Raw genomic sequence first — 13,424 nt, 5'->3', positions numbered from 1 at the left:
GAACTTTCTCCGATCCCAATTTTCTCTCATTATACAAGAAATACCCTATAGAATAGACTTTTTTTTCAGTGTCTATTCTATAGGGTACATTTTAATCTTTACGTTCCCTTTTATTCTAAAGAACAATGAAGAAATGGATAAAATGTTCGTTCCATTCCAATATTTCGTTTTATCTCCCTTTATTTTATGGAGTGATTTCACTGTATATTGCTCAAATAGTAAAAACGTACCTTTTACAATACACCCAAAAATAAGTAGACCTGTAATAAAAATTGCTCCAAACCCAAAAACTTGTGTGAGTAACGCAATTATATAACCTGTCATTAATAAAACAATCGCTCGTTTTGCCTTCTTACTTGAATACGTAGGTGCCTCTTCTTTCTGATTTTCACCATATAGTAATTCAACTAAACGATGCTCATAAATTAACTTTTTACTTTTCCATGATGCAATAAAGAAAATCGCACCTATCGTTATAAGGACTTCTACTATAGATAAAAATGAAATCGTAAATGTGAACGTAAACGCACTTCCCATTAACTTCACAAGAAGCCCTGCACATATATTCGCTATAAATAAACCAGAAATAATACCTAATACACTTGCCGCAGCACCAACTAATAACGTTTCATAAAAGAGTAACTTCGCAATTTCTTCTTTACGGATACCTAATAAACTATATAGCGCAATTTCTTTTTTCTTCTTTCTCAAAAAGAAGCTATTACAATAAAAAACAAATATCGTTAAAAAGATAATCAACAATATTTGTGCAAACGTAAATGTCGTTTCCACTTTATCCGACTCTTTTAAAAGAGCTACTACACTTTCATTTCGTTTAATCGATACGAATGTAAAATAAATAATAATGCTGCCTACTAATGAAATAAAGTATAGAAAATAATCTTTCATATTTCGTTTTATACTACGTTTTGATACTTCTAAAAAATCCATCGTACACCTTCACCTGCTCTCACATTTCTCTATACATGAAGTGTACACAAAATTGTATTTCTCCCCTATCGATTTTCATTACATCTCTCTTACGATATTGTAATATAACAAAATAAAAGAACCTAGTTTCCTAGGTTCTTCACATCATATGTTTAAAAGTAAATAGCTCTTCTTTTGACTGCACAGCAGGCTGTTCCTCTTCTACATCCGTCTTCTTTATCTCTCCCCCTAATCGAACTTTTGTCATCGCCTCTTCTATACTTTTTACAATCATATTTCCTGAAAAAATAGTAAGCCCGAAAAATGTAATTGGGACGAGAGGGATCCATGGATGCACTGTTAATGATCTAAAATAGACTCCAATTAAACCTGACCATTCATGCGTGTAAGACTCTATTTCTTCTATCGGTCCTAAAAACTGAACTGTTCCACCAAAGAATATTTCCAGTAATCCTAAGTGCAGTAAAATAGTAAGAGTTTGCGTAAACTGCTGAAAAAATACAAGTATAAACGTCATATAGAGATGCGGGAAAATATGCTTTATAACAATGTGCCTTCTCGATCCACCCAATATGCACGCAGCTTCAATAAATTCTTCGGTTCTCAATTTACGTACTTCCTTCGCAACATACAGTGCAATAACTGGCATCACAAGCATTACAAGTAATAAAACTTGAAACGAAGCTCTTTCAAAAAAGGTTGTTGTTTCCTCCCCACTCCCAAATGCATTTGCAATGTGAAGAAAAAAATACGCAATCATAACTGTTGGAATAACTGTAAAACTATCAAAAAAAGCCTCGATTTTTGAAAACCCTCTTTTTACATATGTTCCAAGCACAACACCAAAAAACACACCTATCACCATTCTAAGTGCCGCAATTAAAATAGATATACCAATCGTCCACTTCGCGCCTTCAATGACTAAATGTAACAGGTCGTATCCTTTCCGGTCTGTCCCAAGTAAAAATTGTAATGAAGGTGAAAACGGTGGCACTTGTGGATTTTCATCCGCATCATATTGCAATGTAACTTGTCTAATATGTCCATCATTCCATATCGTATTTCCGATGCTCAAAAGAACTAATATGAGAAGAAACCCAATGCTTATCCAAAATCTTTTATCGCGTTTTATATACGTCCACATATTATAGTCTCTCCTTCATCGCAGCTGGAATGAGATAATGAAACAATTTAAACAAAATAAAAATCGGAATATAAATAAGCAGCACACTAACGATGAAAACCTCAACCCTAATACTCTCATACGATTTCAAAAACATAAAAATACCACCCGTATTAAAAATCCATTCTATAATATATAAATTAGATAACATAAAAAAGATATTCGTTTTCGCAAAGTAAAGTGTACTAAGCAACACATTTCGTAAAACATGACGATTTAAAATATGAAAACGATTCAGCCCTTTCGCCTTAGCAAATAGTACATAATCTTTTTCTAGCTCATTTTCAAAACGAAGCACTAACATTTTTACGAACAGAATCGTAGTCGGTATACTCAAACAAAATATCGGCAATCCTCTAATCGACTCGCCTCCAATTGACGCAATTTGAAAAGGTAAAAAGCCTGTTCTTTTAAAAAACCATATAACTAAAATTTGTGATCCTAAAATAAGTAGAATGTCTGGAATAGATTCTAGGAAGATGAGAAATGATTTAATGCGATGCTGTATACGCGGTGAACTATTCATAATGACATAAACAATACAAAATGCTACAAATAATGAAATGAAAAAAGCCGCCAAAAAAATCACAATCGTTTCTTTATAATGGACGAACAACTGCGGAAATAAAAATTTACCTCTCACATATTGAAAATTGGAGATATCCATTAAGTTCACAAACACTTCTTTTAAACTCTGTATGTACTTTGATGCATGCAACTCAAATCCATAAAATAATTTTGGCAGTGCCCCTAAAAAAATAATACCCAAAATCGAAATAATAAATTGAACCGTCACTTCCATCCCATTCAGAAAAACTTTTTTGACCACGTTTTCCCTTCTCTCTCTATATAATTTCCCCTTTAATTTTATTCTTAATTTTCTGAATTGTAAATATTTATACATAAAAAAATCACTAGGTTATGATTCTAGTGATTCTTTATGCGCATGCCCTTCTCTTTTCGCAAACGGCATATACAAAATAAAACATCCAATAAGTGCAGCTATTTCTAATGAAATAATATAGTAAGGGTGTGGCCCTAACATATCGAGTAATGAAGCAGTTTCTGGCTTACGAGCTAAAAACATATAATTGCCACCTGTTTTGTAGTTCACAAAAGAAACGATTGGAATTATTATGTTTAAAAATATCATCGTACGCTTAATTGATTGCAAGGTAGGTCTATATCCTTCTACCCACGTCATAAAGAGCGGTGCCCAAATGAGTAATACATGTGCAACGAAGAATTCTATAAAGCGAAAATGCGGAAAAGCATATTGCACGTTCGGCGTTAAAATAGCTTGCGATGCACCGATAATTCCTGTAAAAAACACAATCTCATATATTCGATAGCTTTTCGTTACAATCATAATCGATGCTAACAATAAACTAATCGTACATAACTCAAATGGTAATGAAGTGCCTAGCTCAAAAATACCGGCTTTCCATTCCCACATATGAAGTCCAATCTCACTTCCTATAAATAGAAATGCAATCGCATATCGAACCGTTATATTCCACTCACTTTGACGCAATAAATCTTGGTATTGATACAGAAAAAATATCCCCACCAACATAATAAATAATATAATGACATGTTGCCTCGAGTACGGAATAAATGGTTTTAATGGATGCGCACTAAAATAAGCTTCCATCTTCCTTCCTCCTCTCCTTCATACAATATTATTGTTAGAAAGAAACAACGAGTCAATTCATCTGCTTAAACCATGTACAACCTCTACATTACATTTACATATCGATACCTTACAAAACTGTAAGGTTATTGTAAGCTAAAACGATTTGTCAGATTCTTCACCTCTTCTATACTTAATGTAGATACTAAAACGAACGAAAAGGTGATAAATAGATGAAGAAGAAAAATAAAGTGTTAATTACTAGTGTAGTAGCGATCGGAATTGCAGCTGGATCATATTTTGCATTTGCTGGCGGTGGTTCAGAAGTAGCAATGGCATATAGCGGTTATAAAATTACGGAAAAACAAATTGAAAATGCACAAAAATTTGGCGGCGAAGTTATTCCAAATGGTATTGAAACAATTTCATTCGATCCAACAAAAGGTACGTATGAATTAGCTGTTAAAAAAGGTGATGAAGTGAAAAAAGGTCAGCTTCTGTTTAAATATAATGACCCTACTGCTAAACAAGGTGTAACAGAAGCTGAAATGCAAAAGAAAATCGCACAAAAAGAAGTAACATTGTTCCAAAAACAAATTGATGCAGCGAAACAAAAATTACAAAAAGATAAAAATGCAGGTCTTCCTCAGGAAGCATTAAAGGCATCGGAAGTCGAAGTGCAACAATTAGAATCACAACTTGAAATGAAAAAGTTTGAAGTAGAAAAAGCTGATGAAATGATTAAAGCAGCAAAAGAGAAAGTAAACACACTTTCTGTAACGAGTCCAACCGACGGTGTAATTGATGATATCGTAAAAACTGCTGATGAAAAAACAGGTATGAGTGGCATTACACTTCGTCACGCTGGTCAATTTAAAGTAAAAGGTCAACTTTCTGAATATGAACTTGCTAGTATGAAAGTTGGGCAAGAAGTAACTGTTTCATCAAAAACTGTCGCTGGTAAGACTTGGACAGGAAAAGTAACAGAAATCGGTTCTACACCATTAAAGAGCATGGACGAAAACAAAACTGTTTCTAATTATCAATTCACTGTCACATTAGATAATAGTGAAGAATTACAAAACGGCTTCCATGTTTACGTAACGAGTAAATCTGGCGAAGCAACTGGTACGATTGTTCCGAAAAGCAGCATTGTGAAAAAAGGTGACAAAAATGTTGTCTTCGTTGTAAAAGACGGTAAAGCGAAAGAACAAGCAGTTACTGTTGAATTCGAGACAGATAGCGAAGCAAAAGTTTCTGGAGTGAAAAAAGGAGAGGAAATTATCTCTAAACCTGAAAAAGACTTAAAAGACGGTATGGAGGTTGTCACTCAATGATTAACTTAAAAGGCATCACGAAATCTTTCCAAAATGGTGCAGAGTCCGTTCAAATATTACACGGAATTGATGTAACACTAAACCAAGGAGAATTCACTTCTATTATGGGACCATCTGGTTCTGGTAAATCAACATTAATGAACATTATCGGTTGCTTAGATAAGCCAACGACAGGTGCGTACGAACTAGCTGGTCAAAACATTTCAGACATGTCTGAAACAGAACTTGCACATGTTCGTAATAAAGAGATCGGATTCATATTCCAAAACTTTATGTTATTACCGAGACTTACAGCACTTCAAAATGTAGAACTACCTCTTATTTACGCTGGAGTCGATAAAAAAGAAAGACGTGAGCGCTCATTAGCAGCTTTAACAAAAGTCAGTTTAGCTGATCGTGCTACTCACTTACCAAATGAATTGTCAGGTGGACAAAAGCAGCGTGTCGCAGTCGCACGTGCAATCGTAAATAACCCGAAATTTCTCTTAGCAGATGAACCGACGGGTGCACTTGATACGAAAACAAGTACACAAATTATGGATCTCTTTTACGAATTAAACAAACAAGGCTCAACAATCATTATGATTACCCACGATCGTGAAATTGGGGAAGCGGCAGCACGTCAAATTGTAATTCGTGACGGAAATATCGTCCAAGATTGGAGAGGTTAATTTTGAACACGAGTGAAAATATACGCATGGCCCTTTCCTCTATCTTTGCTCATAAAATGCGTTCTATATTAACAATGCTAGGTATTATTATCGGTATTAGCGCCATTATTACTATCATTTCAATGGGTGATGGTACAAATGCAAAGTTTAAAAAAGAGTTAGGCCAAGGAAAAGATACTGAAGTAACGATTTACTACAACAACCCTGATTATGGAACTGATAGTGCCAAAATCACACCTGATATGCTAAAACGTCTTCAAACTGTACCAGGCGTTAAAGATGTTTATCCAGATGTAAGTATGAAAGTAAAAGCATCTTCTGGTTCAAAAGATGTCTCTCTTGATTTAAAAGGTGGAACAGGCGCCTTTATGACAGATTCGAAAATAAAATTAGTTCACGGTCGTGAATTAAACGACAGCGAATTAAACCAAGCAATTCCTGCTGTTATATTAAATGAAGAAGCTTTCAACAAATTATTTAGTGGTTGGGAATCAAATTTATACACAGATGTAAAAGGAAAGCCATATAAAATAGTCGGTGTATACGAAACGAAAAACGAATTTGGAATGGCTATGCCTGAAGGTTATACATCTCTTGAAAACGCGCCTGTCATTTCAGGAGTAAATGAGTATGACTCTGTAAAATTAACAATGACCTCTCCAACAGAACGTAAAAGTGTAGAAAAACAAGCTGTTTCTGTTTTAAACGACATGAAAGCTCCTAAATTCGAGCACAAATTCGAAGCACAGGACTTAGGTGAATTTACGAAGCAATTAGACGAATCCATCGGTATGATGAAAATGGTATTCGGTGGCATTGCCGCTATCTCCTTACTTGTTGGTGGTATCGGTGTAATGAACATCATGCTTGTATCTGTAACAGAACGTACACGTGAGATCGGTATTCGTAAAGCACTTGGTGCAACGCGCGGTAAAGTATTAACACAATTCTTAATTGAATCTTGTATTTTAACAGGACTCGGTGGTTTCATCGGATTCATGCTTGGTATTTTCTTCGCTTGGATCGTCTCAATCTTTGCCGGATGGCCACTCGTTATCTCAAAAGAACTTGGACTTCTTTCAGTAGGTATCTCAATGCTAATCGGTATTGCATTCGGTTTACTACCAGCAAACAAAGCTGCTAAACTTGATCCAATTGAATGTTTACGATATGAGTAAATAAAAAAACGTAGGAGTTTACACTCCTACGTTTTTTATTTTGTTGAAGGCAAATGTAATTTCATCGACGTTTTGACAAAAATAAGAACCTCTAACTTCTATTATATAAAGTGAAACTATAATCAGTGGGGGTTTTACTGCCCACAAATAGCGGGATAATTCTACTGCAATTCGTGAACCAATTCATAACGATATCGTCCCTCTAAATCATGTTTCTTCTATTATATATGTTTCATGTTACGAATATCTTTTTATCATTTAAACTTTCATTTCTCGCGAAAGCTATCAAGCAATCCTATTATTGCAAAAATAATATGTAATAACACAAATTCAAGGCGTAATTTTTTCCATACTACAATTTATTTTGTAACAATTATATCTCTATTTCATTAAAATCCCCCCTATATATACGACTTCACACACAAGAAGATTATATTTTCATAACTACATTACGATTCAAATAGTTAAATATCCCTTTTTTGTAATGTTACAGAAACATTTATGCAACACTACTGATATATTATTAATCTATTAGCAATTAAAATTGTATTGATTTTATGATTCTTATGTTCTAATCCCCTAAAAAACGCAAAGAAAACGCTATCAGGATATTAATGGAATTATTACAGAATATTAATGCCTCGTTACGAATGCTTTGTAGTTTTGTGTTTTCCGCAAATAAGAAAATAATGGTTGCTATAATGAGGTCAACGAAAACAAATGCAATGGAGGCTATTATGAAAAAATTTATGGGTATAGCAACAGCAGCGGTTTTTGGTCTTGGGATTTTCACAACATCTGCTAAAGCAGAAACAATCGTAACGACTGATGTACTAAATGTACGAGAAAACCCAACTACTGAATCACAAGTTGTCGGAAAGTTATTAGATGGATATAAAGTTAACGTTTTACATACAGAAAATGGCTGGTCAAAAGTTAAATTAAATAGTGGTAAAGAGGCTTTCATAAGCGCTGACTACACAAAAGATACTTACTACGTAACAGCAAACGTATTAAACGTACGTGCTGGAGCGAATACAGATTCAGCGATTCTTGGTAAATTGAAAAAAGATGATGTAATCGAAACAACACACCAAGTACAAAATGATTGGATCCAATTTGAATATAACGGCCAAACAGCTTATGTACACATTCCTTACTTAACAGGAAAAGCACCAGTTAAAGTTCAGCCAGTAGTTAAAGCTGAAAAAGTAACTAACGTTCAAGATACAGCTAAAGTTCGTGAAGCAGTTAAAGCCGGGGAAGTAGCTGAAACTCAAGCAAAAGCTAAGGCTCAAGAAGCAACTAAAGCTCGTGAAGCAGCTGAAGCTCAAGCAGAAGCTAAGGCTCAAGAAGCGGCTAAAGCTCGTGAAGCAGCTAAAGCTCAAGAAGCAACTGAAGCAGCTAAAGCTCAAGCAGAAGCTAAGGCTCAAGAAGCAGCTAAAGCTCGTGAAGCAGCTAAAGCTCAAGAAGCAGCTGAAGCTCAAGCAGAAGCTAAGGCTCAAGAGGCAGCTAAAGCTCGTGAAGCGGCTAAAGCTCAAGAAGCAGCTGAAGCTCGTGAAGCGGCGGCTAAAGCTCAAGAGGCAGCTGAAGCTCGTGAAGCAGCTAAGGCTCAAGAGGCAGCTAAAGCTCAAAAACCAGCTACACAACAACCTGTTGCGAAAGAAACTGAAACAAGTGCACCATCTTCTTCTCGTGAATTAAGAGTTGTAGCAACAGCTTACACAGCAGATCCACTTGAAAATGGTTACAAAGCCGGAGATCAAGTAAAATCAGCTATGGGCCATAACTTAACAGCTAATCCAAACATGAAACTAATTGCAGTTGATCCAAGTGTAATTCCATTAGGTTCAAAAGTATGGGTTGAAGGTTACGGAGTAGCAATCGCTGGTGATACTGGTGGAGCTATTAAAGGAAATAAAATTGACGTTTTAATGCCAGATAAAGGTACATCAAGTAACTGGGGACGTAAAACAGTTACAGTTAAAGTATTAAACTAGTTAGTAAAAAAGAGTCAGTCTCATCGTTGAGGCTGGCTCTTTTTTATGTTTCTTACATGCTTGCTTCTCTCCCGTCTAAATTAAATCTATCCTTTTGAATTCTATCTACATTAAATATACCTTTCAATTCATAAAGTGATAGACTAATTTCTCTAATATTTGCTATAACTACAATCAACTTCCCCTTAATGATCTTAAAGTTTCTTCTCTCTTATAACTTCTAAATTTTAATCTGCAACGATAGCTCCTTTTCCGACAATGGAATAGATATAGTCCGCCCTCTCTCAATTCCTCGTAAGCACGTTTTGTCTTTATAAAACTAATTTGTAAATTCTTTATGAGATTACGCATGCAATGAATTCCTTTCCCCGCCTATAAGTTCTCCTGCTAAAATAGATACTTTAATTTGATTGGTAATTTGTTCATAAATCAACACCTTTGAACTGTTAGAAATAATTATTTTCATACCACTCACTCTTCTTCACTTTTTTAAAAGTTTATATGAAATAATGTCATGTACTGCTAGTATGAACATAGCAATAACGTGAATTGTCATAAGCATATTAAAAAATGGGTAAGAATAAGGGGCAATCCATTCATTAAAGAACTTTGATTCCAAAACCCAACTACCTATCCTAGGAATTAAGTCCCCACTATCGTTCATCTTTGGCTCCAGGGAAGTACCATCAACAGCTATAAATATCAATTGAACACTTAAAAATATACCAATTGTGATTATCCAGCGTCTAGCTAAATTAATATTATGAGTTTTTTTTGTGCCTCCCATTTAAACATGTCTCCTCTCATGCTTCATCATTTTGAGTATTTACAAACTTTAAACTTTCTTATAGTAGAAGTACAGTGGTTATTATCCTTGGATTCCATAAGCATATAACAAACTGTAAAATACCCTTAATTGACCAAAAGACCTAACAACCCCATATTTTACGATAAATGAAAGCATCTATATAAAAGTTGGGTTCAAACTATTAATTATTCAGCTGTACCTTCAGTAGGTTGCCCATTTTTTATTCTAACGAGGAAAAAGGTTATTTTTGGAATGATTTAATCTTTCATACTTCGTGCCAATACGCATGACTTCAATTTTATCATTCGTGACCTCATCCTTTTGTAGATTTGATATACGGTATTAAACAATTTTATTTTTACTGCATACCAGCTTCATTAACCTATTTATTAATTTTATATTTTCTAGTTACTTTAGACAGAAAAAACACCCCTGTAGATAATCTTATTCAACGGGGTGAAATGGTTCAATTTTTTAAAGCGGTTAAACTTTGTTTCACAGTCACATCGAAATTGTTAGAAATTGTTTGTTGGTCGACTAATTTTTGATATAACTGATTTGTTTTATATAGTTCATGATGCGGGCCATAACCAGATACTTTACCATCTTGTATAACAACGATGCAATCTGCGTCCATAACCGTTGAAAGACGATGTGCAATAATTATTGTAGTTCTATCTTTCATTAAATTATTTAAGGATTCTTGAACAAGTGCCTCAGATTGAACATCCAAATGAGCAGTAGCTTCATCTAATAGTAGAATTTCTGGATCTCGTATAATAGCCCTAGCTATTGCAATTCTTTGTTTTTGCCCACCTGATAAACGAATCCCTCTTTCACCAACTTCCGTATCTAGGCCTTGAGGTAGTGATGAAACAAAAGAATCTAGATTGGACTTTTTTAGAGCATCAAAAATATTGAACTCACTTATATCCCTCTTTACTCCATATACTAAATTCCTCCTAATACTCCCCTCCATAATAGGTGAATCCTGACTAACATATGCAATTTTTTCTCTCCATTCATTGAGCTGATAGGAATATATGGACTTCCCATTGTGATGAATATCCCCATTTGTAACATTATAAAATCTTTCAAGTAAAGAAAATAAAGTCGTTTTTCCTGCTCCACTTTCGCCTACAATTGCCGTTTTTTGACATCCTTTAGCTATAAAGCTAACATTATTTAATATTTCTCTTTTATCACTATATGAAAACGCAACATTAGAAAATGTAATTCCAACTTCATTTTCTTTATTTGCATTATCCTTGTTTGTTATAATACCTCCTTCAAGTTCCTCCTCTAATAATGAATTAACACGTTCTGTTGCTCCCATTGCTCTTTGAGATTGAGTAAAAAATTGAGCCATTGATGTTACTGGAGCCATAATCTGAAATAGGTAAAACACAATAGCTACTAGTTCTCCTGTTGACAAAGAACCCATTGCAACTTTATAGCCTCCATAACCAAATATACAAACCAATACCATAAGAATTGTTGTTGTAATAAGAGGGAGTACCATCGCCATTATCTTTCCAGATTTTAAACCATACCTATACAATCTTCTTGCACGTTTCCCACCTTGAGCTGCTTCTTCATTTTCAGCAACTGAAAGCTTTACTAAACGAATATCACTTAACACTCTACCAAGATCTCCTTGGAATGATGCAGTTTCATTTTGTAAATTTTTTGAAACACTATACATCCTTTTACCCAGTGGGCTTAAAACCAAAAATGCTAAGGGAAAAACAAGTAGAAAAATAAGCGCAATTGTCCAATCTATAAGAAAAAGAATGATCAAAGAACCTACAATAGTAATCAATCCAGTAAAAAATGGAATCAAGTGATCTACGAAAAAACTTTTCATTACATTAGTATCATTCGTAATTCTACTCATAATTTCACCTGAATTATTTGCATCATAAAATTTTACTGGAAACCTTACTATCCTGCTCCACAAATCTTCTCTTAGACGTACAATTATTTTTTCACCAATATACATCATCATATAAAGAGAAATACCAGAAAGTGAAACTTGTAAAATAAAAACAAGTATTAAGCCCAATATAATAAGCACATTAAATTCATTAACAACTAATATATCAATAAGTTCCTTAGAAATTAATGGAACCACAAGTGATAAACCAGTTTGAATTATTGATAGTATAAACGCTATGCTGAGTAGCCACTTAGAAGGTCTGTATCTATTTAAAATATCTATGAATTGCTTAACAGATAGTGTTTTCATATTTGAATTATCCTTTTCTTCACAGTTTTTTTATGCAGCTTATTAAACACTTATAATACATATGTAAAATTTATATTTTCATAGGATACTAATACCTTTTTACTTTAGGATTCAGTGTTAGCATAAGTATTTCATTATTCATCTATTATGGCTAACACTGGATTCTAACGATTCTTAACCATTAAATGCACTCGTTTTAGATATAAATGTAATATCGAAAGTCCTATTTAAAATTCTAGTTGAGAAAAATACATATTCTATACCCTTATAATTAACTGATAATTTTCACTTTTTTCATTTCTTCTTTAAAACTACCGCAAAGGACTCGCTATCGATTACGTAATCTCCCCCATTAACATCTGCATACACCTTTTGAAGAGTAAATCCAGCATCATTCACTTCTTTTTCTAGACTTTCAATACTGAAATGTTGATTCCAATAATTATAATTCACTATCTCGCCATCACCAAAAGCTAGAACATTTTTTGCCAAAGTAACGTTATTAGGGTATTTAAATGCAGCGTATAAAGTTAAATGTTTCCTATCCGAAAATAAATTATCTTTTCTAGATAGAGACCACATTAAATTCTCTTGGAAGTTTTCATAACCAGCATCTGATAACACATCTAAAAGAACTAACCCACCAGGTTTTAAACCACGATAGATATTGCTAAGAATTTTTCTCCTATCCTCTGGACTAAAGACACTATAAATCTGATAAATAAGTAGAGCAAGATCAAACTCATTTTGACTCTCAATGTTAGTAATATTTTCAATCCTATAATCTATTGTTAAACCCTTCTTTCTCGCATCACTAATTGCATATTCAATTGATTTTTCATTAAAATCTACACCAACAACGTCGTACCCTTGTATTGCTAACCTTTGAGAATAGAGTCCTGGGCCACAACCTAAGTCAATAACCTTTTTAAACTTCTCTACTGGTGCAATCTTATTAATAAAATCAACAGTTCCATCAATAAAACTGCTCTCCCTACTCCCACCAGGAATATTCTCATCAAAATGAGACTTCAAAACAAGGTCAGCTCTATCTGGATCAAGCCAAATTTCTTGCGTTCCTTTCTCAAATGGTTCAGGGTTTTTTGCTATTTCTAATAACTTTTCCATCTCGTTCACCTTCTATTGATTTTTTTATAGTTTATAAGTATAGTAAAAGAAATCATTGTTTGCTTAGCTGGGGGTCAACTAAGCAAACAAGGGGTAATTAGTAATTGTTATTTTGAGTTAGTCTCAAATAACAATTACTGTATTCATCTTTTTCATCTCAGTTGAATTATATGTAATTAACTGAATACTCATTTAACAATGATTACTTACTGTTGAAGCCCAAATACTAGTTGATGTTACTGTCACCGTAGTGATCGTCGCATCCGCCGCTTGACCTTTTCCGTCTG

General features: G+C 34.0%; 11 protein-coding genes and 2 pseudogenes. 4 read left to right on the top strand and 9 right to left on the bottom strand.

The annotated features are described in order from the left end of the window. Positions 1 to 93: 93 nt before the first annotated feature. From ABH959_RS29235 to ABH959_RS29220, 4 genes and pseudogenes are all read right to left on the bottom strand, one after another. A pseudogene (locus tag ABH959_RS29235) lies at positions 94 to 951 on the bottom strand (FtsX-like permease family protein); the annotation flags it as partial. Positions 952 to 1,090: 139 nt separating this feature from the next. Beyond that, positions 1,091 to 2,095 carry an ABC transporter permease gene (locus ABH959_RS29230; protein ID WP_404493551.1) on the bottom strand — a complete coding sequence of 335 codons (1,005 nt, stop codon included), beginning with the start codon at positions 2,093 to 2,095 and terminating at the stop codon, positions 1,091 to 1,093. Position 2,096: 1 nt separating this feature from the next. Beyond that, positions 2,097 to 2,963 (bottom strand): ABC transporter permease subunit, encoded by an 867-nt coding sequence (locus ABH959_RS29225; protein ID WP_404493549.1) that lies wholly within the window; start codon positions 2,961 to 2,963, stop codon positions 2,097 to 2,099. A 90-nt stretch (positions 2,964 to 3,053) separates the two neighbouring features. Then, on the bottom strand, positions 3,054 to 3,788 hold the full coding sequence (locus tag ABH959_RS29220; protein ID WP_113936736.1) for a YwaF family protein: 735 nt from the start codon (positions 3,786 to 3,788) through the stop codon (positions 3,054 to 3,056). 212 nt (positions 3,789 to 4,000) lie between these two features. Between ABH959_RS29220 and ABH959_RS29215 the strand changes: the two genes are divergently transcribed. The 4 genes from ABH959_RS29215 (at position 4,001) to entC (ending at position 8,953) form a co-directional block, all read left to right on the top strand. Then, the gene (locus ABH959_RS29215; protein WP_341086674.1) at positions 4,001 to 5,104 is read left to right on the top strand and encodes an efflux RND transporter periplasmic adaptor subunit; all 1,104 of its coding nucleotides are present in this window, start codon (positions 4,001 to 4,003) and stop codon (positions 5,102 to 5,104) included. Continuing rightward, a complete protein-coding gene (locus ABH959_RS29210; protein WP_016101751.1) occupies positions 5,101 to 5,775 on the top strand; it encodes an ABC transporter ATP-binding protein in 675 nt (224 codons plus the stop codon). Before ABH959_RS29215 ends, ABH959_RS29210 begins: the two co-directional genes overlap by 4 nt. 26 nt (positions 5,776 to 5,801) lie before the next feature. Continuing rightward, on the top strand, positions 5,802 to 6,953 hold the full coding sequence (locus ABH959_RS29205; protein WP_002029935.1) for an ABC transporter permease: 1,152 nt from the start codon (positions 5,802 to 5,804) through the stop codon (positions 6,951 to 6,953). 614 nt (positions 6,954 to 7,567) lie between these two features. Next, complete coding sequence (gene entC / locus ABH959_RS29200) at positions 7,568 to 8,953, top strand: cell wall-binding protein EntC (RefSeq protein ID WP_404493547.1); 1,386 nt, start codon at positions 7,568 to 7,570, stop codon at positions 8,951 to 8,953. Positions 8,954 to 9,005: 52 nt separating this feature from the next. Here the strand turns inward: entC and ABH959_RS29195 are convergent. From ABH959_RS29195 to ABH959_RS29175, 5 genes and pseudogenes are all read right to left on the bottom strand, one after another. Beyond that, positions 9,006 to 9,419: pseudogene (locus tag ABH959_RS29195) on the bottom strand (GntR family transcriptional regulator). Between the two features lie 15 nt (positions 9,420 to 9,434). Next, positions 9,435 to 9,740: a YfzA family protein gene (locus tag ABH959_RS29190; protein ID WP_101168344.1), complete on the bottom strand. Its 306-nt coding sequence runs from the start codon at positions 9,738 to 9,740 to the stop codon at positions 9,435 to 9,437. Between the two features lie 487 nt (positions 9,741 to 10,227). After that, a complete protein-coding gene (locus ABH959_RS29185; RefSeq protein WP_404493544.1) occupies positions 10,228 to 12,009 on the bottom strand; it encodes an ABC transporter ATP-binding protein in 1,782 nt (593 codons plus the stop codon). A gap of 294 nt (positions 12,010 to 12,303) precedes the next feature. Then, the gene (locus ABH959_RS29180; protein WP_404493542.1) at positions 12,304 to 13,137 is read right to left on the bottom strand and encodes a class I SAM-dependent methyltransferase; all 834 of its coding nucleotides are present in this window, start codon (positions 13,135 to 13,137) and stop codon (positions 12,304 to 12,306) included. A gap of 192 nt (positions 13,138 to 13,329) precedes the next feature. Beyond that, the coding region (locus ABH959_RS29175; protein WP_404493553.1) for a class III lanthipeptide at positions 13,330 to 13,424 on the bottom strand (95 nt) is incomplete at its 5' end.

It is taken from the genome of Bacillus sp. RC51, assembly GCF_044908115.1.
In the GTDB taxonomy this organism is placed as follows: domain Bacteria; phylum Bacillota; class Bacilli; order Bacillales; family Bacillaceae_G; genus Bacillus_A; species Bacillus_A mycoides.
This window is presented reverse-complemented; position numbering and strand designations above follow the sequence as displayed.